This window comes from Methylocaldum sp. GT1BB, assembly GCF_051027545.1.
GTDB lineage: Bacteria > Pseudomonadota > Gammaproteobacteria > Methylococcales > Methylococcaceae > Methylocaldum.
Genome location: NZ_CP194902.1, coordinates 4208702 through 4233347, shown reverse-complemented (window position 1 = coordinate 4233347; position 24646 = coordinate 4208702). Strand labels below are relative to the sequence as shown.

Below are 24646 nucleotides of genomic sequence, written 5' to 3'. Positions count from 1 at the left end.
AGAATGCCTGGAACGGGCCCTGTGCCGATTATTTAAAGCGTGAAGCGAAAGGTGCCGACGAGCGCGCCGGGTATCTTGCTGCCGCCGAGTGCACGACAGTGATAGGTATCGATGGCGGGATGGATCGGGCTTTCCCGGGTCAGCGCCTCGAGCGCCGAGCCAAACAATCGATACAAACTGTCGTCAAACCGCAGATCATTGATGGGTGCCGCGATTTCGCCGTTCTCGACCCAGAAACAGGCGTAGCGGGTCATGCCGGTCACCCGGGCGGCCTGGACATCGCTCCAGTTGAGGTAATGCAGATTGCCCACGTAAAGACCGGTACCCAGGCAGTTCAGGACCTCGGTCTCAGGCAGGTTGCCGGCCATCAGTTCCGGCGCGCGCAAATGCTCTCCGAACCAGCCGCTCGGATCGGCCGCATTGGACGGCACGCCATATTGTTTTGCGGAACGGGAACTCACCAGCAGGTTTTTCAACTGCCCCTTCTCGATGAGCATCAACTCCACCGGCGGAAGCTCGCCCAGGCTGTTGAAGCGCGGCGTGAGCGCCAAGCAGAAGTTTTCTTTCAAGGTGAACTGTTCGGACAGACCGACCTCACCCTGGATCAGTCGCTTGAGAGGACAGTTACCATCCCGGTACGCCCGGTAACTGAGCGCGCCCCATGAGAACATGGCGATCAGTTCGGCGACGGCGGCCGGCGCGAAGTACACCCGATACTCGCCAGGCGCAATCGGGCGGGCAGGGCGTTTCAAGAAGGCAAGCCGGGCCTTGTCGGCAGCCAGGACGGCCTGGAACCGGTCCTCATCCCATGCCGGCCCCCAGAAACGACCTTTGACGGCCTTGTTATCTCCGGACGCGTTGGTCGTGAACAGGGAATAATCCACCCATAGGGATGCGGTCGAAAACCAGTGGTTCAACCCCGCCGAATTGCGGACCGCGCGGACCTGCGGGCCCGCGGCCAAGAGTCCGGTAAAGTCCGTCCCTTGGGTGACGCGGGCGATGGCCTTGACCGCAGCGGCGGCGTCCGGCTCTGTCCCGGAATGTTCGTGTTCGCTGGTTCCATGGTCTTGCAGGGGCACCGCGAAAGGGTCTTCCGGGAGTGTTCGAGCTTCCCGCCGTGCCCGCTCCAACCAGGAACGCAGGAGCGCCCGATCGTGATCGAGGTGGCCGCTGAGGTCAAACATGAAAGTCACCTGACGGCCAGCCCACTGAAAGGTGAGTGCCAGGTTTCTCTGCAAGACGGCCGTGGCTTGCCGCACTTTGGAATCGTTGAACCGCACATAGGTTTGATCTTCGGCGCTGAGTTGGAGGCTGAGCGCTTCTCCGGCCTTCAAGTCGGCGAAGGCCGTATCCGCGAGATCGTCGAACAGCCGCCGGGTTTCCGGAACAAAGCTCACGCGCCACCTCCGAACACGTCGATGCCCGCAAACAGACAGGGCGGGGCGGCATGGCCGACACGGATGAGCTGATTGGGTTCGCCTTTCCCGCAATACGGCGTTCCGAAGAGCTCCCGCTCGTCGCGGCAACCGACCTGCTTCAGTGCATTCCAAAAAGGCACCGTCACCCCCCGGTAATTGGGATTTTTGAGGACGTCGGTCAACCGGCCTTGTTCGATCCTGCGTGCATATTCGCAGCCAAACTGGAATTTGTTGCGGTAGTCGTCGATGGACCAGGATCGATTGGATTGCATGTAAACGCCTCGCTCCACGGAAGCGATCATTTCGGCCAGGGAACTGGTGCCCGGTTCCAGGTTGATGTTCGCCATGCGGTCGATCGGCGCCCGATTCCAGCCGGCCGAACGGAAATTGGCGACGCCGGGAATGCCGAGTCGAGACTGACTTTCCAAACTGCCGAGCCCCCGCAGCAACACGCCGTCCCGGATCAGATATTCCCGTGTCGCGGGGTTGCCGCAGTCATCGAAGGCGTAAGAGGCAAACTCACCCGCGACGGTGGGGTCGAAGGTGACGTTCAGCAGGGGCGAGCCATAGCGCAGCCGGCCGAAATCGTCCGGCTTCACGAAGCTCCAGCCGGCATAGTTGCGCTCGTCGCCGAGGATGCGGTCGAGTTCCAGCGGATGGCCGATCGATTCGTGGATCTGCAGCAGCATCTGGTCCGGCGCCAGGATCAGGTCCAGGGTCTCATCGGGACAATTTTCGGCGTCCAGCAATTCGAGCGCCTCGCGGCCCACCCGCTCGCACTCGGCGTGGAGGGCCGAAAAATCGAAGAATTCCAACCCCGCCTGACGGCAGCGGGCGGCCGGGCCGTTCAATGAACGCTGCTGGGTCTCGGTACCGTCCTGAGCGGTGGCCGCGCAATGACTGGAAACCAGCCACCACTGCTGTTCGATATCCGCGCCGCTGGATGAGACGTAGTGCACCGTGCTTTCCACCAAGGTGGCTTCGGCGGCCGTGCTGACGATCTTGTCGGAGACTTTGAGAGACCGGCTGGCGCGGATCAGTTGATCGGTCAATTCGGCGAGCGTCAGACGGTCAAAACCCAGTCGCCGGGTGCTGACAAAGCGTCCGTGAGCCGGAGGCCGGTGCCCTTCGGTGAATGGGAACAAGGCATGGGGCGCGCAGATCCGGGCCAGATACGCGGCCCGCCGGGCGGCCTGGACCAAGCCCTGTTGCGAGAGATCGCTGGTGCCGGCATAGGCGATATGGCCGTCCACCCGTGCTTCCGCCATGACGCCCCGCTCCAGGGTGATGGCGTTGTCTTCCGGGAGGTGGTTGCGGACGGTACGCCGATAGGTCTGCTCCTGGACGAAACGCAGGCCAATCCAATCAGCCTCGGCCTGGACCCAGGCGAGTGCCCGGTGAATATCGAACGCGGGGAGTTCGGGATAAAAGTTGACCGGGAGGCTCATGCTTCGCTGATCGAGTAGACAATATCAAGGGTATCGTGGGACCGGGAGGTCAATGGCCGCCCGGCGGCAGCAGGAGGCCCCAGCCGGTTCCTGTGGATCCCGGCAGCCCCAGTCCTGCACATCGACGGGTTCCTTGCGGTATGGCTGAACGCATACTCCTGACTCTGTTCTGCCCGCCCTGCTCAACGGGAGCCGGACGCGCTGAAAGCCCAATGAGCATAAGCTCGGGAGGCCGTTGATGCGGCATCTTATCATGACCGGTCAAGCCGAACGAATGCCTCGGCACATCCCGGCGGAGCAAGCGACGCCTCCAGCGAGATTTAACGGGGCACAAGCAATCGATCATGCAGTCAAATCAACGGCGCCATATTTCGGGCCCCATCCTCTGCGTTCTGGCCGATTACCAGGTCCGCCGCTGGGATGCCTATCACATAGCCTTGGTCATGCTGGGCACCTTGTTCCTGGTGGAGCAGAAGATGGAAGGCCGCCCACACTGGCCGATGCTCTCCGTCATACGCGCGGGGCCGGCAAAGCGCGGAGCCGTGCGACGAACCGCGCCAGCGCCGCGCCGATTTCGTGGGGCGAATCTTCCTGCAGGTAATGGATGCCCGGCACGGTGATTTCGGTCTGGTTCGGCCACTGCCGGCAGAATCGGCGTGCGCGCGCTCCCAGCAATGCGCCCGGTTCCGCGTTGATGAACAGCTTGGGAATATCGCTGGCCGCGAGCCAGGCCCCGTAGGTTTCGACCACTTCGGCGACATCCCGCGGCTCGCCATCGATAGGCAACTCGCGGGCCCAGGCCAGCGTCGGCGGCCGGGATTCCGGCGTGTGGAAAGGGGCACGGTAGGCCTCCATTTCTTCCTTGGTCAAACTCCGCAGGACGCTTTTCGGCAACACGGTCTCGACGAAGAAGTTTTCCTCCGCGATCATCCTGATGCCCTCGTCCGAGCGGAGCGCGCGGAAGATCCGCTCCCGCGGCGGAGGGAAATCGGCCCACAGCCTCGGTTGCACGAGGGCTTCCATGTAGGCGATCCCCTGCACGCGGTCCGGGTGGCGGCGGGCCCAATGGAAGCCCAGGGCTGAGCCCCAGTCGTGGACCACCAGCATCACCCGAGCACCGATGCCCACCGCCTCGAACCAGGCATCCAGATAGTTGGCGTGATCGAAGAACCGATAGCTCGACGCAGCCGAACGGCCCGACTGGCCCATGCCCACCAGATCCGGAGCGAGGCAGCGGCCGAGGTTCTGGACGTGAGGGATGATGTTGCGCCAGAGGTAGGACCAGGTCGGGTTGCCATGCAGGAAGACGATGGGGTCGCCTTTGCCGACATCGACGTAGCTCATCTCGGTATCCAGGACCGATACGCGCTTCCGGGGATGATGATCGACCGCGGAAATCTCGGATGGGAACATGATCGGCACTCCTGTTCTCGAGAACGTTACCCCCGCGATCAACGACATAGATCGAGCGGGACGAAGCCCTGCTCGGAGCAGGCGCGGTGGTATTCCTCGGCATTGGTGGCGGCCGTTTCCCGGCGCAGGACGGAGCCGTCCAAGTCGAGGTACTCGACCGCGCCGCGCACGAAAAACAGACTCACGAAGGGGGCATCGCCCTCGGCAGTCCAGGTGTCGACATGACCGGCCGGCTCGTACTCGTAATCGCCGGGACCCAGCAGTCGTCCCTCCGGATCGAGGCGCCGGCATCCGCTGAGGAGGTAGCCGTGAACCTCGCCCTGATGCCGATGCAGGGGGATGCGTGCTCCCGGCTCCAGGCGCAGCAGCGTGACCCATTCGCCGCGCTCGGGAAACAGGGCCAGCAGCTTCTTGGAAATACCGTGGCCCACTGAAATCCACGGCAGCTGATGGTTGCCCGCGGCTGCCGGGATGAACGGTTCGGTTGCTAACATAAGATGCTCCTTTGCCAAATAGTGACTGACGGTACGGACACAATAAGGCGGCGAGTAATAGCGGAAAAGGACCACAAATGACAAAAATCATGGAGCCACTTTTCGAATTACCCATCACCCTGCCGCGCAAGGGTTCCCGAGAACTGCTGCGCTCCGTGTATTGCCAGCTGCGGGAGGCGATCCTCGACGGACGGCTCCAGTCCGGTACGCGACTGCCTTCGACCCGGGCATTTGCCGCAGCGATCGGTGTGTCGCGCAATACCGCGGTAGCGGCGTACGAGCTATTGTTGAGCGAGGGCTATCTGACCGTTCGGTCGGGTTCCGGTACCTATGTGGCCGACATCTCGCCGCGCCCGGCTCATCATCTGTCCAGCGAACCCGGGGCGGACGGCCGTTTGAACGAAGCCTGGCACCGGGCTCAGCCGGTGCTGCCTGCGGGCGTCGAATCCTGCCATTTCGACTTCAGGCTCGGGCTGCCCGACAAATCGGCGTTTTCCTTTCCGGTCTGGCGGCGCCTGTCCGCCAGGGCACTGAGAGCCTGGTCGAAGACGCCGGCAGTCTACGACCACCCGCAGGGCTGGCCGGCGCTGCGCGCGGCGATCGCCAAACACGTCTCCTTCGCCCGGGCGGTTTCCTGTTCGCCGGAACAAATCGTGGTCACGGCGGGCGCCCAGCAGGCATTTGACCTGCTGGCCCGCATCCTGGTCACGCCGGGCCGAACCGTGGTCGCGGTCGAAGAACCGGGCTATCCGCCGCTGCGGGATGCCTTTACCGCCGCTGGTGCCAGAATCGCCGCCATCCCGGTTGATGAGGAAGGGCTGAGGATCGATTGCCTGCCGGCCGATGCCGGGGTGATCTGCGTCACACCCTCCCACCAGTTTCCCCTGGGCATCACCTTGTCCGCGAAGCGCCGAGTTGCCCTGCTCGAATTCGCGCAGGAAAGGGGCGCCGTAGTGGTGGAAGACGATTACGACGGCGAGTTTCGCCTGGGTGGCCGGCCATTGGATGCATTGCAGACGCTCGACCGAAGCGGCTCGGTTTGCTATGTCGGGACCTTCTCCAAGAGCCTGTTCCCGGAGCTGCGCCTCGGGTTCGTGGTGGCTCCGCCCTGGGCGCGGGATGTACTCGTCGCTGCCAAGGCTCGTGCCGACTGGCATTGTCCGACGCCGTCTCAGGACACCCTGGCGGCCTTCATCGACGAGGGCCATCTGGCTCGCCATGTGCGCAAGATGGGCAAGATCTACGCAGAGCGGCGCGCGGTGCTGCTTCATGCCTTGTCGCAGCACGGCGGCGATCGGTTGCAGCCAATAGGGGATGCGGTGGGCCTGCACCTGGCGGTGAAGCTGAGCCGGGAGATTCCGGCCACCGAATTGGTCAGGGAAGCGGCGGCGGATGGCATCCGCCTTTATGCCCTCGAGCGATACTCGGTCGAAAAGCCGGCACCTAACGGCGTGGTTTTAGGCTACGGAATGATCCGGTCGGACCGGATCGGTGCCGCAATTGAGCGACTGGCGCGGATCATGAGCCGCTTCGAATGACTGCTTTTGGCCATCTCGTTTTCGAAGCGGGGAAACCACCGACCGAAATGGTCTTGCTAGGTCCCGCCAGCCGCTCGTCACAAGTTTTCGCATATAGGCACTCGACGCCATCCATGACGAGGGCCGTAGTGTGCCAACGCGCCCGGTGCGCGGCGTCGACGATCTTCGGCTGTGGCTTGATGCCGTACTCGACGGGCTAGGCTTGACCAATGGCATCCCAATGGCGGGGCAATCGTACGGCTGCTACGCTTCAGCCGAGTACGCACTGCATGCACCTCAACGGGTGAGTAAGCTCGTTTGGATCGCACCCGTCATGATTGGCGCGCCCATCCCGCAGGAGTTCGTTGCACGCCTGATGTCCGTTGCAGATGGGCGGCGGGAGTCGCTTGAGGAGTATTGTCGCTGGATCATGCCAAGCATCGCGGTCAAGTATCCCGAGGAGTTTGATCGGAGAATTGACGAAATACTACTCGTGCGGGAGAGCTACGGCACGATGTTCCCTCCAGTGCGGGCGGCAGTGATGTCCGACGAGGATTTACAGCGAATTGAGGTACCGACGCTCGATATCCTTGGCGAGTGCGACGGAGCAACGGCCGACCCTCACGAAGCAATCGAGCGCGTCGAGTCGCTCATGCCGCATGTCGAGACGATACTCGTTCCCAGAGCGGGGCATGACATCGTGGCTGCGGAGACCGAACTCGTGACTCAGCGGCTGCTCAAGTTCCTCCAGTAGCAGTTGGCTAATCTCCAGCGGACAGAGGTGAGTTCGGATGGTACCTAACTATTCATTCATGCCGACGCCGCTTCGCGGGGCGGCTTAATTCAGGACGGTTATGCCGTAAGACGACCTCGTGCTAAGCGATCGGGCGAATAGCGGCTCCTAATCCTGTATGCTTTTCGATTCTGAACAAAGCCGCCATTGGCGAAAGGCCGGTATTGGTCAGCGTGAATGGCCGATTAGACCGAAAACCACCCACTCGAAAACAAACTTCCGGAGCTCGTTCTTGGCCGTCATTCAACATTGAAACAGCAAAGCGTCGAGGTAAAGGATCGGAAAAACACCGGCGAGTCCAAGACGGACCAGGCTGCCGCCGAACGTTCGGGTTCCGGACGGACTTCGGTGCTCGCGGATTCACGGGCAGCCCCAAACGAGGCGCTGCCCGTGACGTTTTTGCCGAATGGCGGCGAGGCGTCATCCGGTTTATCCAGTCGGATCATCGACCGGTGCCGCCACTTTACAGCGCGCGATTTCGGGCCTGAATCTCGATTGTCTCGCCGAACCGCGGATGGCCTCGGGTCGAGACTCAGCGGCTCGAACGCGGCCTCCGACAACAACCGCTCGATGCCGGAACGCCTATCGCCGCTCGGACGCAAGCCAGCCTAAAAATAAACCATCGAAGCCGTGCAGGCGAGATCGATGTATTTGGAAGGATTGACCACCCCCTCAAAGGGCGTGGGGATGAACGGCGTGTTCACCGTGGTCAGGACAAGCTGGCTCTTGAAGGTGACCGGCGACTCTCCCAACGAGACGGATGGAATCACCACGGACGCATGTTTAATGTGGAGGTCCGGTATGTGTTCCAACACCACCTCCCAAAGATCGCCAATCAGGGTTGACTCGGTGACGATGTCCGATTCCTGAAAGCGATAGCTTTTTTCGCCCAATTGCAGATTGAGGGTCGTTTGCGGTGGGAGAATGCCAACTTCCGCCTGGCTGCCCACCACCAGGGTAAGGCTGACGTGCCGGCCGGTGCACTCGTAGAAGTTGGGCGTTTGCGCGGCGTCTGCGACGGTCTGCAGCCCCAGTCCGAGCCCAATGGCTCCCAATAGGGACTTGTTCAGGTGCTTCATGCGAATATCCTCCTAAGTTGATGAGAGAGGGCGGTTTGAGCCGCCGACCGTAAATGTCACCGGCCAAACCGTAAGATCTGCCTCAAATCGAGGCGGTTGCTATGATGAGGCGATAAGTCCATTCAGGCTGTTAATTAATTCACACGCTGGACACGGCCAGCGCTCTTCAAGATTTCGGTCCGTCGACGGTTCACGGCGATGACCGCCAATTGTCGGCCTCAGCAGTCATTCAGTCTGAAAAATACCAGCCCCCACGAACGACTGCTTTAGGCCGTCTGTGTCCAGAAAACCACCCTGTCGTAGGACATGTAGTACTATCAGTATTCGCTTATCTACTGAGATGGGCGATTGAACTCGCTTTTTGTCCTTTCGTTGTATTTTCTAGAGAGTGATCTATGGCAGGTTATGAAGGTGATGTCGTCACCCCTTACGATCAGGATCTCGGACCCGTGCTTTTCGAGCACTATGGAGCCGACACCGCACGACGCGTAGCGGAAAGATCAGTCCGTGACGTGCTCGAAATCGCCGCGGGCACGGGAATCGTGACCCGGCACTTGTGTAATGAGCTTGCCAAGGACGTGCGATTGACCGCGATCGATATCAGCGATTCCATGATGGAGGCCGCCCGCAAAAAGTTTCTCCCTCACGAGCAGGTCGCGTTCCAAGTCGCGGATGCCACGGCGCTGCCGTTCGACGATGAGGCGTTCGATGCGGTGGTCTGCCAGTTTGGGGTCATGTTCTTCGATAAAGAGGCGGGGTTTCGCGAGGCATACCGGACATTGAGGCGCGGAGGGCGGTACTTGCTCCGCGTCTGGGACTCGGAGCATTACAATCCATTCGCCAGCTTGAGCTTTGAGGTGCTGAAACAATTCTTTCCGTCGGATACACCTCGTTTCCTCTTCGATCCCGTTGCCTGCCATCAAATCGATCCGATCAAAGAAAAGCTGATTCGCGCCGGCTTTGATCGAATCGTCATCTCGGTCGAGCGAAAGGAACACGATATTCTGGACGTGGCGGCGTTCGCGCGGGCACTTGTGTTCACTCCGGTTATCACAGAAATACGAGATCGCGGCGGTGTCGATCCCGAGGAGATCTCCGAGGCGTTGACGGAGGCGCTGATAAAAGAATATGGCTCAAATCCCACGCGCTATCCGATGCAAGCCATACTGTTCGAAGCGGAAAAGCCGATTGCGTCGCCATTTTTGCGAAACCTTTTGGGACATCCAAGTCACCAAAAGGAGTAAAAAAATTGGCGACGAGTATTGCCTTCGGCGGCCCGCGTTCGACCGGTCCCGACCCAATAGTGGGATCGGGACCTGGATCCACAATGACTTGACACGGTGTCGGTTGCCTTATGTTTGATCTCCACCTGCGCTAGCCGCGCAGACTCCGATCAAACATCCGACCCTACGGCTACGCGGAGGCAGGGATCAGCGGTTCGAGCCCGAGGGCGGCGGCGAAACGCCGGGCATCGCGCGAGCGGTCCAGGCGGTAAAGGACACCGCGCAAGGGACCGATGGGGGCGCCGAGGAACGCCATGGGCCGTAGCCGTTCCAGCATGGTGACGGTGCCGCGGACGAACTCGCGGGCCGAGAGGATTTCCGGCGGGATGGGGGAGAGGAGGATATCGGCGGCGGCGACCGCGGCGTCCTGGAGAGGACCGACCGCGCCCTGGGTGTCGATCAGGATGATATCGTACTGGGCAAACGGCGGACGGCCGAGGAGGTGCTTGAGACGCACCCGCCCGTCGACGGCGTCGCGGATCCAGTCGCGGAGCTTGCCGTCCGGATCGTCGGAATAGACGAGATCGAGGCGGTCGAGGGTGGTCTGGCTGACCACGTCCTCGCAGGCCGCCTCGACCATCAGCCGGGTGAGACCGCCCGAAGCGCGGTATCGGAGCGGAAAAAAGCTGGAGAGGGTCGGTTGGGGATCGGCGTCGACGAGGAGGGCGGTCTGGCCGAGATCGGCGAGATAGGCGCCGAGATTGGCGGTCAGCGTGGTCTTGCCGACGCCGCCCTTGGTGCTGGTGATGGTGATACAGATGGCCATGGCGCCCTCTCCGGCATGTTACCCGGGGATGGAGTCCCGGGGACGATGATGAACCGAAGAAACAGAGCGCTCGCGCCTGTAAGGCGTGGAGCCGGTGATAGGATTTGAACCTACGACCCGCACATTACGAATGTGTCAATGGTCCCTTTTGACTTCCGGCTAGTATCAAAACCTTTACCAGATCTGTTTAGGACTTGCAAGATGTGGCAAATCCCCTAATCCAGGCGGAGCCTGGACAGCACGGATCGCAGCTGCCCCATTTCCGGCTCGACATACTCCAAGGTCGTTCGCAGACAGGTATGACCCAGGAGAAATTGAAGTGACTTAAGGTACGGTTGCTGACCTTGAGCGAGTTTCGTCGCCATCGTATGGCGCAGACGTCGCGATGTAATGCGTGCGCCCAAGGTCTCGGATAGGTGCCTAAAAAAACCGCTTACCTGGTCTGTTGTTAATTCCTGGCCCTTGTCGTCCCGGTTAAAAAGTTGAATTCGAAACACCTGGTGACGGAGCGTTACTGCGCTTGGATTGACTCTGAGCGTTCGGTTGCGAAGATACAGTAAATCGTCCACACAGTCTGGCGGGATCGGGATGATCCACTCGCGTTTCGTCTTGCTGCCTTCGACTGCCAACAGCATGGTCTTGTGTGTGAAGTCGATGTGGTTCCAACGTAGGGCAGTCAATTGCCGGGCACGCATGCCGGTAAAGAAAAGAAGGCGAACAACGATAACCCAAAACCAGCCCGGTTTGATCGGCTCGTCGGGTTCTTGCAGCAAACGGATGGCTCGGCGCGTTACCTCATCGGGCACTGTCTTTTTGCGCTTCTTCCAGGCTCCAAGCTGTTTGACGTATTGAAACGGGTTATGCTCGATCCATCCCGAGCGAACCGCAAAGGAGAATGCGATTCTGAGGTATGTAAGATAACTGTTCCACGTCACCACAGTGACCCGCTGAAGGACAGTGTCCCGCCACGCGATGACGAGATTCTTGTCAATCTTGCTTAATTCATCGACGCCTGTATCCCGCTTGAATACGCGGGCGGTGATGCGGTAGTTGCGGATCGATCCCGGGCTCAAGACGACTTCCCGGCAATAGGCTTCCACCAAAGCGGACAATGTAGTAGGCGCTTCAGTCTCCTCGCGCATGGAGTTCCTCCCATTTACGGCAATTCGCTAGCCTTGGTGCGGCATTTGCCCAATGGCTGCGTACATTTAGGTTGAGTAGATGGTCGCGGACCCGTTGGCGCCGTGGACGCAGTCTGGGTCGGACGGACGGCTTTGCAGCCCAAGTCTTCGATGTTGCGGGAATGAGGTTAATCCGTAAGCGTCCGCCGAGCACCGTCTCGACGGGTTGAGAGACTCAGGCGACACTGGTGCGAGCGGACGCATGGGGTGTCCGCGCACTCTTGAGGTGGACGCACTGATGACTCACGATGCTGACTTCACAACGGGCGTGGTGGCGATGGATACCTTGGGCCGGCGGCGGTTTGCGCCTGAGTTCAAGCGCGAACTGGTGGAGCGGACCCTACAGCCGGGCGCCTCGGTCGCGGGGATTGCGCTGGCGCATCGGATCAACGCCAATCAACTGTTCAAATGGCGCCGACACTACCTTAAGGACCGGAACGCCCCGGCCGGTCCGCCGGGGCCGACCTTATTACCGGTGGCGATGACGCCCGCATTGGCCGCGCCAGCGCGTGAAGCCACGGTATCCGCTCCACCGGGCACCATCACCATCGAACTCGGGGGTACGCGGGTTCAGGTGAAAGGTTCCGTCGATGCGGCGACCTTGCGCACCGTCCTCGCGAGTCTCAAGGGCCCATGATCGCGCCTCCGTCCGGCACCCGCATCTGGATCGCTGCCGGGGTGACCGATCTGCGCCGCGGCTTCGATGGCTTGGCCGCCCTGGTCCAGACCCAGCTCCAAGCCGAGCCCTTCTCCGGACACATTTTTGCCTTTCGCGGGCGACGCGGCGACCGGATCAAACTACTCTGGTGGGACGGCGATGGGCTCTGCCTGTTCGCCAAGCGGCTGGAGCGGGGCCGCTTCGTCTGGCCGCAGGCGACGGGCGGCACGGTATCCCTCACCCCCGCCCAGTTGTCGATGCTGCTGGAAGGCATCGACTGGCGCCGCCCGATCCGCACCGCGCCTTCTCACGCCGCCTGACGGAGGGCGGGTATAATCGGGGCATGACCAACCCCGACGTGCTTCCCGATGAGATTCCCGCCCTCAAGACGCTGATTGAAGCCCAGCGCGTCGAAATCGCCCACCTGAAACTCCTCGTCGCCAAGCTCCGCCGCCAACAGTTCGGGCGCCGCTCCGAAAAAATGGCCGGGCTCCTCGATCAATTGGAACTTCAGCTGGAGGAACTCGAAACGGGCGATGCGGAACTCGCGGCGATCGTCGAACCGCGCGCAGCCGAGCGCCGGGTAAGAACGCCCCGGTCACTGCCCGATCATCTGCCCCGCGAAACTCAGGTCCATGCCCCCGGCTTGGCCGAGTGCCCCGACTGTGGCGGTCCCTTGAAGCCCTTGGGCGAGGAGGTCGCCGAAATCCTGGAGTACGTCCCGGCCCGCTTCCGGGTGATCCGCCACGTCCGCCCCAAGTGTGCCTGCGCCCGCTGCGACCGCATCGTCCAGGCGTCGGCGCCGAGCCGGCCCATCGCCCAAGGCTTGGCGGGTCCTGGGCTCCTGGCCCATGTACTCGTCTCGAAATACGGCGATCATCTGCCGCTGTACCGCCAGTCGGCCATCTACGCCCGCGAAGGCGTGGACCTGTCCCGGTCCACCTTGACCGATTGGGTCGGGGAAGCCGCGGGCCTCCTCCGGCCGTTGGTCGCGGCAATCCGCCGGCATGTGCTCGCCGGCGACAAACTCCATGCCGACGATACCCCGGTCCCGGTGCTCGCGCCCGGTCAGGGGCGCACGAAGACCGGTCGGCTGTGGACCTATGTCCGGGACGACCGCCCGGCCGGTGATCTCACGCCGCCCGCGGTGTGGTTCGCCTACGCGCCGGACCGCCAAGGCCAGCATCCCAGGACGCATCTCAAGGACTTCGAAGGCGCCCTGCAGGCGGATGGCTATGCGGGATTCAACGGGCTGTACGACACCGGTCGCGTGCAGGAAGTGGCCTGTTGGGCGCACGTCCGGCGCAAGTTCTACGAGCTCCACAAGGCCCACAGGAGTCCCTTGGCGGCCGAGGTGCTCCAGCGTATCGGCGCGCTCTATACGATCGAAGCCGAGATCCGGGGCCAGCCGCCGGAGGCCCGTGCCGCAGCGCGGCAAGCCCGCGCGGGTCCGCTCCTCGCGGCGCTTCAGACCTGGCTGCACACCACGCTGACACAGGTCTCGAAAAAGTCGGCGCTAGCCGAGGCGATCCGCTATGCCCTGACCCGCTGGCCGGCGCTGACCCGCTATCGCGATGACGGTCGTCTGGAGATCGACAACAATGCCGCGGAACGCGCGTTGCGGGTGGTGGCGCTCGGCCGGAAGAACTATCTATTCGCCGGCTCCGACGCCGGCGGCCAGCGAGCGGCGGCGATCTACACCCTGATTGGCACGGCCAAGCTCAACGGCCTCGATCCGGAGGCGTACCTCCGGACCGTGCTGGCCCGCATCGCCGAGCATCCCGTCAATCGAATCGACGAGTTCCTACCCTGGAACCTGGCCGATCAGGTGACGGAACTGACCCAGCCCATCGCGGCTTGACGCCGTCAACACGGTAAGGCTCGGACGCTTACGTTAATCCCGCCAATTCATTTCATTTTAATCGGGTTCGACGGGAGGTTCGACTGATGGTCAAGCCATCCGTAAAACCCTTTTTAGAGCATACAAGGGCTTTTGTTCGCACTTTGCGTGCCGCCTTGGGCACACTCGCCGCCGAGCAACTCGGAGACCCTCTATGCGTAATGCGCTGCTGGCGCTTTTCTGTTGTTTCACGACTGCCGCCCGTGCCGATGACGACGGCGAGCGGGCCGCGCTCGCCCGCCTGATCCATGAGTTGGACGCCCTGGCGCCCCTGATCGCCGAAGCCGAAACCCAAGCCAATCCGGAGTCGCGGGTCAGATTCCATTATGGCTGGCTTCGCCAGGACATCGAGCACGTCAAACTCGGCATCCGTGAACACATCGAAGCACCACGCACGACGCCGAGAGAGTTTCCACCGCTCAAGGGCGATTACCGGCGCTGAGCCGGTGAATCATGTCACTGTGATCGCTATCGGAAAAAGCTCATGACGCATGTGAAACGCACCCTCAAACACACCGTTCGGCGAGCACGATCGGTCATGCTTGCCTCCTTGATCCTGGCGGACACCGCCTTCGCCGCGCTGCCGACGCCCGTGCCGCCGACGACTTCACCGGCCGCGGGCGACTGGCTCAATCTCATCAAGGGCTACATCAAGGATGGCGGGATCGTCATCGGATTGTTCCTGGCGGTGGCCGGCTTTCTCTGGCTCTCCTGGCATGTTCTCGCCGATCTCAATCAGGTTCGGCAGGGCCGAAAAGAGTGGGGCGAACTGGGCCTCGGAGCGGTGGCCGGCGCCGCCATTTTCCTGTTCGTGTCCTATCTGCCGGGCGAAGCCGCGGGTGTCATCTGATGGCCGGCTCATCCGAGACACCCGATATTCTCGGGGATCGGCTCAACGAGGAGCCGGTCATCTTCCGGGGGTATGCCGATTCGGAGTTGGGTACGGCCATCAAGCTGGCGGCGGCCTTGCTGTTTCCGCCGAGCGTGGTCATCGGCCTGATCCTGGGGCGTCTCGCGATGGCCCTCGGGGTCGCCATGATCGGCGCGATCGCCTTCGTCTATTTCGGGGCGGGGCTCTATCAGCGGCTGAAACGTGGCCGCCCGCACTTCTATCTTCAACAGCGGGTGCATCTTTTCCTGGCGGACCTCGGTTTCGTCCGCTGTCAGTTCAATTTCCGGGGAGAGTCCGCCCGGTTTCGGTTTCCGGACGGCTCGTACCAAATGAGTCTTGGCCGCGACGCCCTCCGCGATTGAAACGGACATGGGACTGCGTTACCGCGCCGAAAACGAGAACCTTAGGTCCCATATCAACACGCTGCGCGCAGTGATCGCAGGGCTGTTCGTCGTCATCCTTGTCCTTTGGCACGGCTGGGAGGACGCGAAGAAGGACGCGCGCCTCTTCCTTCCGCCGGACCTCCGATCGGGTGGCATGATCCATCGGGACGATCCGAGGCCGGAGCATATCTACGGCTTCGCCCGATACATCTTTCAGCTGCTCAATTACTGGCCGCGAAACGGCGAGGAGGACTATGGCCTCGTGCTCTTCAAAGCTCAGAACTATCTGACACCCGCCTGCCAGGACGAACTGAGGAGCGATCTCGAGGCCCGCGCCAAACGTGGCGAACTGACGGACCGAAAACGCGCCATCCACGACGTGCCGGGCCATACTTACGAGGAATCCAGCGTCGAGGTCAAGGGGAATGGCGTCTGGATCGCGCGGATCGACTTCCGGATCGAGGAGCATGTTCGTGGGATGCCGGTGAAGACGGTCGACATCCGCTACCCCATCCGGGTGGTGGCATACGACGTCAGCCCCGAGGTCAACCCGTTTGGCCTGGCCCTTGATTGTTTCGCGAGTCCGCCCGAACGAATCGAGGGCAGCGAGACGTCACGGCCGGCCTTACCCCCGATATTCAAACTCGGCTCATGAATCCGCATCTCGTCGTTCTGTCCACCCTTCTGCTGTTGACCGTCGCGACCCGTGCGGAGGAGCCGGTCGGCGCGTCTGCCGACACGGAGGGGGAGAGCGGTGTCCACGCGCTCTCCGCATCGGCTTCGGTGCCGGAAACCGCGTTCACCAACCCGGGTTCCGACATCCCGCCGGGCCTCGGGCTCGACGTCGAGCCCGAGGCAGCACCCGGCGCGCTTCCGATCGAGCGGCTGACCTGGCACAAACTGCCGCTCCAGATCACCCTCCCGGTCGGGCAGGAGCGCCTGGTGTCGTTTCCGGTCGCGGTGCGGGCGGGGCTGCCGCCGACACCGACCCCCGATGTCCTCAGGACCCAGATCCTCAATGACGGGACCATCTATTGGACGGCGCTCAAGCCGTTCGGACCGCAACGAGTGCGGATCGAGGCCTTGGGCACGGGCAACACCTACCTCCTGGATCTCTCGGCCTCGGAACAGATAGCCGATACCAGCCCCATCGAAGTGTCGATTCCGGAAGGGAAGCCCTCCGCCGCGCCGGTGGATGCGGCAGCGACGGACGTTGCCGAAAACCGGTCCGCCGGGACGGACTACGTCACCCTGACCCGGATGGCGGCGCAGCATCTCTACGCCCCAGAGCGCCTGCTGAACGTTCGAGGACGTGATTCTCGATCCCCGAACGCTCCGGGGCGCCTGGCTCGCCTGCACCTTCCAACACGCGAGGCTCTACCCCAAAGGCGACGAACGGGACGTGACGGCCGCCTATCTCGTGTCCAGCCGGCCGTTCGAGGATGCGCTCGATGGGCGGCAATAAGCTCCTGCCGATTCTCGGCACGTTCGCGCTGGCGCTTGCGCTCTTCGCGGGACTCCGCTCGTGCGGCAAAAAGGCGGCGACAGCCGAGTCCGAGCTTCCGGTCGCCGAGGTGCCGAAGGCACCCGCGCCGGATGCCGATTCTCCGGCGGATACCATCCGCGCGCTGACCGCCCAGGTCGCCTCGGCCAAGTCGGAGATGGCGCAGCTTCGGCGCGAGAACGCGGAACTCCTGAAGCAGTGCAACGACATCGCGACCCAAGTCACGAACGAGGTCACGGCGGCGGTTCGCCGGGACCAGGCCGCACAGCGCAACGATGAATACACCCGCCTGTCATCCCGCCTCGACGATCTCTCCAACCGCCTGGGACTGGTCGCGCCGCCGGGCTCGTCCGACCCGTCGGACGGTGCGGCGGTCGACCTCGATCCGGCCGCCCTGAACGCCGCGGTGGTGTGGGTCGATCCGCTCGGGTCCAGCCTGGTCAAACGCGCCGGCGACGCCGTGTCCCGGACCGCCACCGCGACCGCCGAGGCGGCCCGTTCGGGTGGAAGCCTGCTGCACGGCGTCGGCGAAAACCCCCTCCTGGACCATGCCGGGCCCGGCGGGGGTGCCGCCCATCCCGCCGCTGCGCCGGAACCGGCCTACACGGTGCCGCGGAACGCCACCCTGATCGGCTCCACCGGCATGACCGCGCTGATCGGGCGGATTCCGATCAAAGGCCAGGTGGAGGACCCGTATCCCTTCAAGGTGATCGTGGGCTCCGACAACCTCGCCGCCAACGGGCTCGAGATTCCGGGCGTCGACGGCATGATCTTTTCCGGGACCGCGATCGGCGACTGGGCGCTCTCGTGTGTCCGGGGCACCGTGCATTCGATCACGTTCGTGTTCGACGACGGCACGATCCGCACCCTGAGTTCCGATGATCAGAGTCTGCAGCGGAAAGAGCAGCAGAGCGCCCAGGCCCAGGGCGCGCCGCCCCCGCCACCGGCAGCGCCACCAAGCCTCTCGGCTGGATCTCGGACCGGCGCGGCATCCCCTGCGTAACCGGGGCGCGCGTGACCAACGCCGCGCAATATCTGGGCGGGCGCATTCTGGCGAAGGGCGTCGAGGCGGCGGGTCGGGCCTACGCCCGCTCCCAGACCACAATCGGGGTAACGCCGCTCGGCGGCTACACCAGCACGGTCACGGGCAGCCCGGAGCAGTACGCCGCCGGTGAGGTAGTCTCGGAAGGCGCCAACGAGGTGGCCCGCTGGATCGACGAGCGGCAGAGCCAATCCTTCGATGCCGTGTTCGTCGACACCGGCGTCGAACTCGCGGTCCACGTGGACCGGGAGCTCCCCATCGATTACGAACCCAAGGGCAGGAAACTCGACTATGCGCACGCTACCCCAGCCGTTCACGCGGGCCGTGACCATGATCTCGATTAGCCTCCTGGTCGGCTGCGCCACCGGCAGCAAGGACACCCTTCTGCCGCAGGGGGGACCCACCATGCGGGAGGTTTACGATGCCCATTTCGAAAAAACCCGGCAGCGCCGAACGGAAGGCGCCCGACGGGAGCGGGGTGCGCGCGGCCCAGGCGATGCCGCCCTGAACCTGGACGGCTGGACCCGCGAGGCCCACACCGAGATCCAGCACCTGTTCCCGCGCCTGCCGAATCCGGACCTCGTCCTGTACGTTTTCCCGCACATCTCGCCCCAGGGCCATCCGGTGCCGGGCTATGCCACCAGTTTTCCGATGTATGAGACGGTGGAATACGCCCTGCCGGGCGAAGCGGAGGGGTGGTGATACCGCAGTTTTCGTTTTTATCCAAACCCCGAGCCATCGAACCCGCGCCACGCGGGCCGTTCGACCGAACCACGCCGCCCACCGAGGCGGACGTCAGGCGGCGCTACGAGCGGCCGAGCAGTTTCACCAACCATCTGCCCTGGCTCGACTACGATCCCGAACACCAGGTCTTTCTGCTCGACGACGGGCGCAACGTCGGCGCCTTGTTCGAGATCCGGCCCGCCGGCGTCGAGGCGCGCCCGGAGGAGTGGCTGGCCGAGTTCCGCGACAAGATCCAGCAGGTGCTCACGGGCTCGGTCGCGGAGCAACAAGACCCTTGGGTCTTCCAGCTCTTCGTCCATGACGAGTACCGGCTCGATGGCCTGGCCGACCAGGTGGAGGCCTACGCGCGGATCGAAATTCGCGACTTGGCCTATACCCGCCACTGGCTGGCCGTGCTGCGCGACCACTGCGCCAACATCGCACGGCCCGGCGGACTATTCCATGACGATCAGGTCACGGGTGGGCCGTGGCAAGGGAATCGACGGAAGGTCCACGCGTGCTTGTTCAGGCGGCGCAGCGCCACCCAATCTCTCAAGGGACCGGATGATCTCGGTCCGATCCGGGAGCTGAACGAGGCCGCGGCCCGGCTCACCGCCGGACTTGAATCGACGGGGGTGGGCGTCCGCCGGCTCGGCGGGCGGGACCTTTACGAGTGGATGCTGCGCTGGTTCAATCCGCGCCCGGCGGTAACGGCGGGCGACGTGGAGGCCTTGCTCGCGCTTGCGCCCTATCCCGGCGACGATCACGAGGACCGGCCCTACGGCTACGATTTCGGCGAAGCCTTGGTTCTGGGACTTCCGCGTTATCATCCCGAGAAAGGCCTCTGGTGGTTCGACGGCCTGCCGCACCGCGCCATCACCATTCAACAGCTGACCGATCCGCCGACGATCGGTCAGTTCTTCGCGGAACGGCGCATCGGTCGGCATCTGTACGCGGTGTTTGACCGGCTGCCGCCAGGCGTTGTGATGGCGATCACGGTCGAGTTCCAGCCTCAGGACGATGTCCGCGAACGCCTGGTTCGGGTGGAACGCGCCGCGATCGGCGACTACGCCGAGGCCCAGCTCGCCGGCGAGGACGCCAAGGCCGCGCAATTCCAGATCGCGCAGGGGAACAAGCTGTTCCCGACCCAGATCACGTTTTACCTTCGCGGCGAAGACGAGGAGGATCTCCGCCGAAAGCAGAACCAGCTGCATTCCCTGCTCCTCACCAATCATCTCCGGCCCATCGACGAGCGCCAGGACCTCTGCGCCCTGGACACGTACCTCCGGTGCCTCCCCATGGGCTACGACCACCGCTTCGACCGGAAACGCGCTCGCCGATCGCGCTTCATGTTCGCGCGCCATCTGTCGAACCTGGTGCCGCTCTACGGCCGCTCGACCGGTACCGGCCACCCCGGCATTCTGGTCTACAACCGGGGCGGCGAGCCCCTGACGTTCGACCCCATCGTCGACCGGAAATCGAACGCCCACGCCCTGATCCTGGGGCCGACCGGCGCCGGCAAGTCCTCGCTCCTGGTGTATCTCCTGCTGCACATCATGGCGGTGCACCGGCCGAGACTGTTCATCATCGACGGGGCGAGTTCGTTCCGGCTGTTCGGGCAGTATCTCGAAGCTCAGGGGCTATCGGTGAACTACGTCCGGGTACGGCCGAAAAGCGACGTGAGCCTGCCGCCCTTCGCCGAGATCGGAAAGCTGCTCGATCCCAAGCACCGGCGACGCCTAGACCTGGATTTGGCCGGCCCCGAAGACCTGGACGACGCCGACGACACGGCGAGCGAGGATCGCGACTTTCTGGGCGAGGCCGAAATCGCGGCGCGCCTCATGATTACCGGCGGCGACGCCAAGGAAGAAGCGCGCCTGACGCGCGCCGACCGGCTCCTGATCCGTGAGGCCATCGTCGAGGCAGCGCGGCAAGCGGTCGCCGCGAAACGCCAGCCGCTCACCGAGGACGTCGCGCACGGTCTCCGCCATCTGCCGGGCCTTGCCGAACTTGATCCGCCGCGGCGTGCCCGGGTACTCGAAATGGCCGATGCCTTGAGCCTCTTCTGTACCGAGGGAAGCCTCAAAGCCAAGCTGTTCAATCGGCCGGGGCAGCTCTGGCCGGAAGCCGACGTCACCGTGTTCGAGATGGGCGTCCTCGCGCAGGAAGGCTACGAGGATAAGCTGACGGTTGCCTACATCTCGCTGATGAATCACATCCACGCTCTGGTCGAGCAGCATCAGTACGAGGGCCGGCCGACGCTGGTGCTCACCGACGAGGCGCACATCGTCACCACCAATCCGCTGTTGGCGCCTTACGTGGTCAAGATCTCGAAGATGTGGCGGCGCTATGGCGCCTGGCTGTGGCTCGCCACCCAAAACCTCCAGGACTTTCCCGATGCGGCCCGGCGGATGCTCAACATGATGGAATGGTGGCTGTGCCTCTCCATGCCGCCCGAGGAGGCCGAGCAGATCGCGAGGTTCCGGGAGCTCAGCGCCGAGGAACGGGCGCTGCTGCTCGCCGCGACCAAGGAGCCCGGCAAGTACACCGAGGGCGTAGTTCTGAGCCGGGCGCTGAAGGCCTTGTTCCGGAACGTTCCGCCGCCCATCGCGCTGGCCCTCGCCATGACCGAGAAGGACGAGAAGGCCGAACGGGCGGCGCTCATGACACAACAGGGCTGCACCGAGCCGGAAGCGGCGCTGAAGGTCGCCGAACGCATCGCTCGGAAGCGCAGTAGCGTATTCACGAAGGAGGCCTCGCCATCATGACGCATCGCCAATCCCTGTGGGCCTCGATGGTCGTGCTGTGCCTCTCCGCACCCCCGGTTCCGGCCGATATCGGGCCGGCCGCCGTGGAAATTTTCACCGATCCGGCGTTTCCAGCCTCCGGCGCTCACGCGCTTCGGCCCCAAGGGGTTCCCATCGACATCTTCGATCTTTCCGCCCCACGCCGGATCGAGGCGGTCCTCTCGGCAGGACTCCCCGCGAACGAGGCGGCGGCCTTGGCGGATCGCCCGGCAGCGGCTCGAAGGGCAGGGCAGTGGGCTTGCGGCGCCGTTGCAGGCGGCCTACGAAGGCCATGCCCGAGCACTGAGCTACGGCCTCACGCGTTATCCCGCGATCGTGTTCGACCGGGGTAGGGCGGTCGTCTATGGCACCGCCGATCTCGGCGAGGCGCTGCGGTACTACCGGACCTGGAAGGAAGGTACGCCATGATCAAGCGTTTGACGCTGAGCTTTCTCGTTCTGGCGCTGACGGCTGACCTTCGGGCCGAACCCATCAACACCGGCACGATTCTATCCAGCGCCTTGAACTTTTCCTGCATCAAGTTCCAGGTGATCGGGGTATGCCTCTGGCTGGTGTGCACGCCCTTCGGCTGCGAGATCGAAACCTCGGCCAAGTACGGCCACTACAATCCCGATCTGGTGGTCAGCGCCCACAACGGTATCGCCAACAATCCCTGGACCGAGATGAAGGCCCTTCTGGCTGGGATTCAAACCACCGGCGCGGGCGCGGTGCTTTCGGCCATGGGCGGCCAATTGCCGAACCTTCTGGGCGGCGGCACGACGACCGAATGCGGCATCGCCGGCCGGCCGGCTCGCGAGCACCCGGCGCACAAGAACCTGATCTTCAAGGACTCCGACGCCATCGGCCATCCGGCCGCGGGCTTTTTCCTGTGCCCCTCGGCGTCGACGCCGTTTCAGCCCTATCTCGTCTCGGCCCTGGATGCCTTGGCCTGGCGTTGGGCGATTCCCGAATTCATTTATCCCCAGTCGCTCATTCCCGGGCTGCGGGAGATCGGCGACTGGCCCTTGAATACCTGGGGTGCGGTTTATCCCAGAGGCGGCTTCGTGACCCAGGCCGAAGACCCCAAGGCGGCCGCGGTCGTGGCGCAGCGCGCCGGAGACGTGGTGACGCGGACGGGTCAGCCGCATGTCTACATCGCGCTCGAGAGCGACAAGCGGAAAGAAAAGAAAAAGTACATGGTGTGGTATCCGCCGTCCCTGAAAGAGGGAGACGCCAAGACCGGCACCTGGCAGATGCTGACGCCCAAACGCGCCGGAAGCTGCGAAGTGTTCGGCAGCCAACGACCTCATGAGTTTTTCGGGCTGGGCGGGCAGCAAGGTCGCAGCCGATGGAAATTATGCCTTCACGCTGTGGCGTCCCTACAAGTGCTGCAAGGTGAAAGGCAGCTTCATCGGCAGCATCGACATTATGTCCTATCCGTCCGACAGCTCGACCACGCCAACGCCGACCCGAACCCAGTAGGAGACGACTGTCCATGGTCCGCGCACTCCGCCGTCCTCTCATTCTGTTCGTCGCCCTGTCACTCACCGCGCAATCATCCGCCGTGCCGGTGTCACCCGCCCGATCGAGCCGCTGGTACTACGAGATCGGCGGGGCCGAGGCGATCACTGTCGCGGCGAACCCCTACGCCCACTCGATTACCCTCGGCGGTTCGCTCGATCTTCGACGGGCGTTTTCGTGCGGAAACTTCGATCCGGTGCTCGGTGTCTCCAACATCCTGAACAATGTCAGCCAAGGAATCGAGAACATGATCGGCTCCATGGTCAACGCCGCGACCAACGCGATCGCTTCCTTGCCCGCCCTGATCCTGCAACGGGCGAACCCTGGGCTCTACGACCTGTTCCAGAACGCTCTGCTCCAGGCCGAGGCGACGATCTCCCTCGCCACCAAGAGCTGCGAGCAAATGGAGTCGGAGATCGCCCGCGGCCAGAATCCCTTCGAGGATTGGATCACTCTGGTCAAGGGCTACGACTGGAAAATGCAAATGGGGACCGGCGGTCTGAATTCGTCCTCGGTGGACGTAAAAACCGCGAAGGATACGGTGGAGACGAATGCCGGTAAAAACGGCGTTCCCTGGATCGGCGGCCAGCGCGCGGGCGGGGCGGGGCAGGCACCGATCCGGGTCACCGCCGACACCGTGCGGGCCGGCTACAACATCGAGCTGGGCCGCCCGGTGACCGACACCGGCGCGGTGGTGAGTCCCTCGCCGCCACCTCTCGCCAAGGTCTGGCCGAGTCCGGACGAGGCGGTCGCCTACGCCCAGTATGTCCTCGGCGACGTGGCCGTCCGGACCGACAGGGACACGGCCCGAACCGCGACCCCCGGCCACGGCCTTGCCCCCAAGATCGAGCAGGAGACCCGGGAACTTCTCGGAGACTTGATGAAGATCGTCACCGGCACGACGGCGCCGGAGGCGGACACGCTGGCCAGGCTCTCGCCGCCAGGAACGCTGCTGACGCGCGAGGTCATCGACGGCATACGCCGTCTATCGACGCCTCAGGAACAGGGGATGGCGGTTCACAAACTGGCGAACGAAGCCGCCGTCGCCCGAAATCTCGAAAAGGCGCTTCTCTTGCGGCGCCTGATTCTGTCCGGGCGGATGGAGCCGAACATTTACGCCTCCCCGGCGCATGCCGATATTGAACGCATGCTCGCGGCCCTGGATAAGGACATCGACGCCATGTTGTTCGAGACGCGGATCCGCCGGGAGCTGTTCGCACAGACTTCCGCGACCTTGATCGAGCTTCGCGAAGGGCGGGGCGAATCGGGTGCGATACGCAGGCGCCCGCCGCCCATGACCGGAAGCCGATCGAGCCGGGCGGCGCGGTACGCAAATGAGTGCGCGGCGCTTACTGCCCACGCTCGGGCTGGGTCTCGCGCTGCTGGCCGCCCTGATGATGCTGGTCGGCCTGGTCCTGGGGCTTTGGGCGTATCAAGCGGGCCTGCCGGCGGTCGAGCGCGCGCTCGATGCGGCGAAGCCGTATCTCGCCGCTTGGCGATTGCTGGTGTTTCTGATCCTGATCGGCGGGTGGCCGCGGTGGATGGATGGCGCGGCGCGGCGGTGGCGCTGGCCGGAAGCGAAACGGCGGGCGGTATTGGCGCTCCGCTGGCGAGCCGTAGCCTGGCTCCTCGTCATCGAGGCGCTATTTGTTCAGAACGTCGGCGGGGAGTTTGCCCGGAACTGGCTCTTGCCGGCAGAGGAGGGGCCTTGAGGGATGGTGCCAGGCGCCGCTGACCAGTGTCGTATTCCAGGTCCAGCACATAGGTCGAGCGGGCATTGGCATCGGCCTTGAAGATCGGCGCGAACCGCAGTCCGCGCCATTGCTGCACGTTGTCGTGCTCGTG

Annotated in this window: 23 protein-coding genes, 1 tRNA gene and 2 pseudogenes; 18 read left to right on the top strand and 8 right to left on the bottom strand. The window is 63.6% G+C overall.

Going from position 1 to position 24646, the window contains the following annotated elements; translation table 11 throughout:
* Positions 1-32: 32 nt before the first annotated feature.
* From ACR2TX_RS20275 to ACR2TX_RS20260, 4 genes are all read right to left on the bottom strand, one after another.
* Complete coding sequence (locus tag ACR2TX_RS20275; protein WP_434130608.1) at positions 33-1397, bottom strand: TldD/PmbA family protein; 1365 nt, start codon at positions 1395-1397, stop codon at positions 33-35.
* Positions 1394-2866 carry a TldD/PmbA family protein gene (locus ACR2TX_RS20270; RefSeq protein ID WP_434130607.1) on the bottom strand — a complete coding sequence of 491 codons (1473 nt, stop codon included), beginning with the start codon at positions 2864-2866 and terminating at the stop codon, positions 1394-1396. Before ACR2TX_RS20270 ends, ACR2TX_RS20275 begins: the two co-directional genes overlap by 4 nt.
* Before the next feature lie 510 nt (positions 2867-3376).
* Positions 3377-4279, bottom strand: a complete 903-nt coding sequence (locus ACR2TX_RS20265) for a haloalkane dehalogenase (RefSeq protein WP_434130606.1) — start codon at positions 4277-4279, stop codon at positions 3377-3379.
* A gap of 38 nt (positions 4280-4317) precedes the next feature.
* A complete protein-coding gene (locus tag ACR2TX_RS20260) occupies positions 4318-4773 on the bottom strand; it encodes a 2,4'-dihydroxyacetophenone dioxygenase family protein (protein WP_143735278.1) in 456 nt (151 codons plus the stop codon).
* 89 nt (positions 4774-4862) lie between these two features.
* On the opposite strand from ACR2TX_RS20260, the gene ACR2TX_RS20255 reads away from it, so the two are divergent.
* Positions 4863-6311, top strand: a complete 1449-nt coding sequence (locus ACR2TX_RS20255) for a PLP-dependent aminotransferase family protein (RefSeq protein ID WP_434132526.1) — start codon at positions 4863-4865, stop codon at positions 6309-6311.
* 130 nt (positions 6312-6441) lie between these two features.
* Entirely contained in the window at positions 6442-7044 is a 603-nt protein-coding gene (locus ACR2TX_RS20250) for an alpha/beta fold hydrolase (RefSeq protein ID WP_434130605.1), read from the top strand.
* 647 nt (positions 7045-7691) lie between these two features.
* On the opposite strand, the gene ACR2TX_RS20245 is transcribed toward ACR2TX_RS20250, so the two are convergent.
* A complete protein-coding gene (locus ACR2TX_RS20245) occupies positions 7692-8162 on the bottom strand; it encodes a hypothetical protein (RefSeq protein ID WP_434130604.1) in 471 nt (156 codons plus the stop codon).
* Positions 8163-8557: 395 nt separating this feature from the next.
* Between ACR2TX_RS20245 and ACR2TX_RS20240 the strand changes: the two genes are divergently transcribed.
* Positions 8558-9406, top strand: coding sequence for a class I SAM-dependent methyltransferase (locus tag ACR2TX_RS20240; protein WP_077732180.1), 849 nt, complete (start codon positions 8558-8560; stop codon positions 9404-9406).
* A gap of 193 nt (positions 9407-9599) precedes the next feature.
* Here ACR2TX_RS20240 and ACR2TX_RS20235 read toward each other — a convergent pair.
* The 3 genes and pseudogenes from ACR2TX_RS20235 to ACR2TX_RS20225 all read right to left on the bottom strand — a co-directional run.
* Positions 9600-10211, bottom strand: a pseudogene (locus tag ACR2TX_RS20235) (ParA family protein); the annotation flags it as partial.
* Between the two features lie 86 nt (positions 10212-10297).
* Positions 10298-10371, bottom strand: a tRNA-Leu gene (locus tag ACR2TX_RS20230).
* Positions 10372-10426: 55 nt separating this feature from the next.
* Positions 10427-11353 (bottom strand): tyrosine-type recombinase/integrase, encoded by a 927-nt coding sequence (locus ACR2TX_RS20225; RefSeq protein WP_434130603.1) that lies wholly within the window; start codon positions 11351-11353, stop codon positions 10427-10429.
* A gap of 277 nt (positions 11354-11630) precedes the next feature.
* Between ACR2TX_RS20225 and tnpA the strand changes: the two genes are divergently transcribed.
* The 15 genes and pseudogenes from tnpA to ACR2TX_RS20150 all read left to right on the top strand — a co-directional run bounded on the left by tnpA (position 11631) and on the right by ACR2TX_RS20150 (position 24536).
* The gene (gene tnpA / locus ACR2TX_RS20220; protein ID WP_077732813.1) at positions 11631-12029 is read left to right on the top strand and encodes an IS66-like element accessory protein TnpA; all 399 of its coding nucleotides are present in this window, start codon (positions 11631-11633) and stop codon (positions 12027-12029) included.
* Positions 12026-12370 carry an IS66 family insertion sequence element accessory protein TnpB gene (gene tnpB / locus ACR2TX_RS20215; RefSeq protein WP_077732713.1) on the top strand — a complete coding sequence of 115 codons (345 nt, stop codon included), beginning with the start codon at positions 12026-12028 and terminating at the stop codon, positions 12368-12370. Before tnpA ends, tnpB begins: the two co-directional genes overlap by 4 nt.
* A 23-nt stretch (positions 12371-12393) precedes the next feature.
* Positions 12394-13911, top strand: coding sequence for an IS66 family transposase (gene tnpC, locus ACR2TX_RS20210; protein WP_434130602.1), 1518 nt, complete (start codon positions 12394-12396; stop codon positions 13909-13911).
* A 193-nt stretch (positions 13912-14104) separates the two neighbouring features.
* Positions 14105-14392: an RAQPRD family integrative conjugative element protein gene (locus tag ACR2TX_RS20205; protein ID WP_086132875.1), complete on the top strand. Its 288-nt coding sequence runs from the start codon at positions 14105-14107 to the stop codon at positions 14390-14392.
* 42 nt (positions 14393-14434) lie between these two features.
* Positions 14435-14800, top strand: coding sequence for a TIGR03745 family integrating conjugative element membrane protein (locus tag ACR2TX_RS20200; protein WP_347258670.1), 366 nt, complete (start codon positions 14435-14437; stop codon positions 14798-14800).
* On the top strand, positions 14800-15204 hold the full coding sequence (locus ACR2TX_RS20195; protein WP_077732175.1) for a TIGR03750 family conjugal transfer protein: 405 nt from the start codon (positions 14800-14802) through the stop codon (positions 15202-15204). Before ACR2TX_RS20200 ends, ACR2TX_RS20195 begins: the two co-directional genes overlap by 1 nt.
* A gap of 7 nt (positions 15205-15211) precedes the next feature.
* Positions 15212-15880 carry a PFL_4703 family integrating conjugative element protein gene (locus tag ACR2TX_RS20190; protein ID WP_240502632.1) on the top strand — a complete coding sequence of 223 codons (669 nt, stop codon included), beginning with the start codon at positions 15212-15214 and terminating at the stop codon, positions 15878-15880.
* A pseudogene (locus ACR2TX_RS20185) lies at positions 15877-16690 on the top strand (DUF3438 family protein). Before ACR2TX_RS20190 ends, ACR2TX_RS20185 begins: the two are co-directional and overlap by 4 nt.
* Complete coding sequence (locus ACR2TX_RS20180) at positions 16668-17732, top strand: TIGR03752 family integrating conjugative element protein (protein WP_434130601.1); 1065 nt, start codon at positions 16668-16670, stop codon at positions 17730-17732. The pseudogene ACR2TX_RS20185 and the gene ACR2TX_RS20180 overlap by 23 nt, the downstream one beginning before the upstream one ends.
* 11 nt (positions 17733-17743) lie before the next feature.
* Positions 17744-18115 carry a hypothetical protein gene (locus ACR2TX_RS20175; RefSeq protein WP_156881717.1) on the top strand — a complete coding sequence of 124 codons (372 nt, stop codon included), beginning with the start codon at positions 17744-17746 and terminating at the stop codon, positions 18113-18115.
* Positions 18063-18473 carry a TIGR03751 family conjugal transfer lipoprotein gene (locus ACR2TX_RS20170; RefSeq protein ID WP_210024171.1) on the top strand — a complete coding sequence of 137 codons (411 nt, stop codon included), beginning with the start codon at positions 18063-18065 and terminating at the stop codon, positions 18471-18473. Before ACR2TX_RS20175 ends, ACR2TX_RS20170 begins: the two co-directional genes overlap by 53 nt.
* The gene (locus tag ACR2TX_RS20165) at positions 18470-21262 is read left to right on the top strand and encodes a conjugative transfer ATPase (protein WP_434130600.1); all 2793 of its coding nucleotides are present in this window, start codon (positions 18470-18472) and stop codon (positions 21260-21262) included. Before ACR2TX_RS20170 ends, ACR2TX_RS20165 begins: the two co-directional genes overlap by 4 nt.
* Positions 21263-21265: 3 nt before the next feature.
* Complete coding sequence (locus ACR2TX_RS20160; protein WP_434132524.1) at positions 21266-21709, top strand: DUF1525 domain-containing protein; 444 nt, start codon at positions 21266-21268, stop codon at positions 21707-21709.
* Positions 21706-23022 carry a TIGR03756 family integrating conjugative element protein gene (locus ACR2TX_RS20155; protein ID WP_434130598.1) on the top strand — a complete coding sequence of 439 codons (1317 nt, stop codon included), beginning with the start codon at positions 21706-21708 and terminating at the stop codon, positions 23020-23022. Before ACR2TX_RS20160 ends, ACR2TX_RS20155 begins: the two co-directional genes overlap by 4 nt.
* Positions 22905-24536 (top strand): integrating conjugative element protein, encoded by a 1632-nt coding sequence (locus ACR2TX_RS20150; RefSeq protein WP_434132522.1) that lies wholly within the window; start codon positions 22905-22907, stop codon positions 24534-24536. The genes ACR2TX_RS20155 and ACR2TX_RS20150 overlap by 118 nt, the downstream gene beginning before the upstream one ends.
* Positions 24537-24646 lie beyond the last annotated feature (110 nt).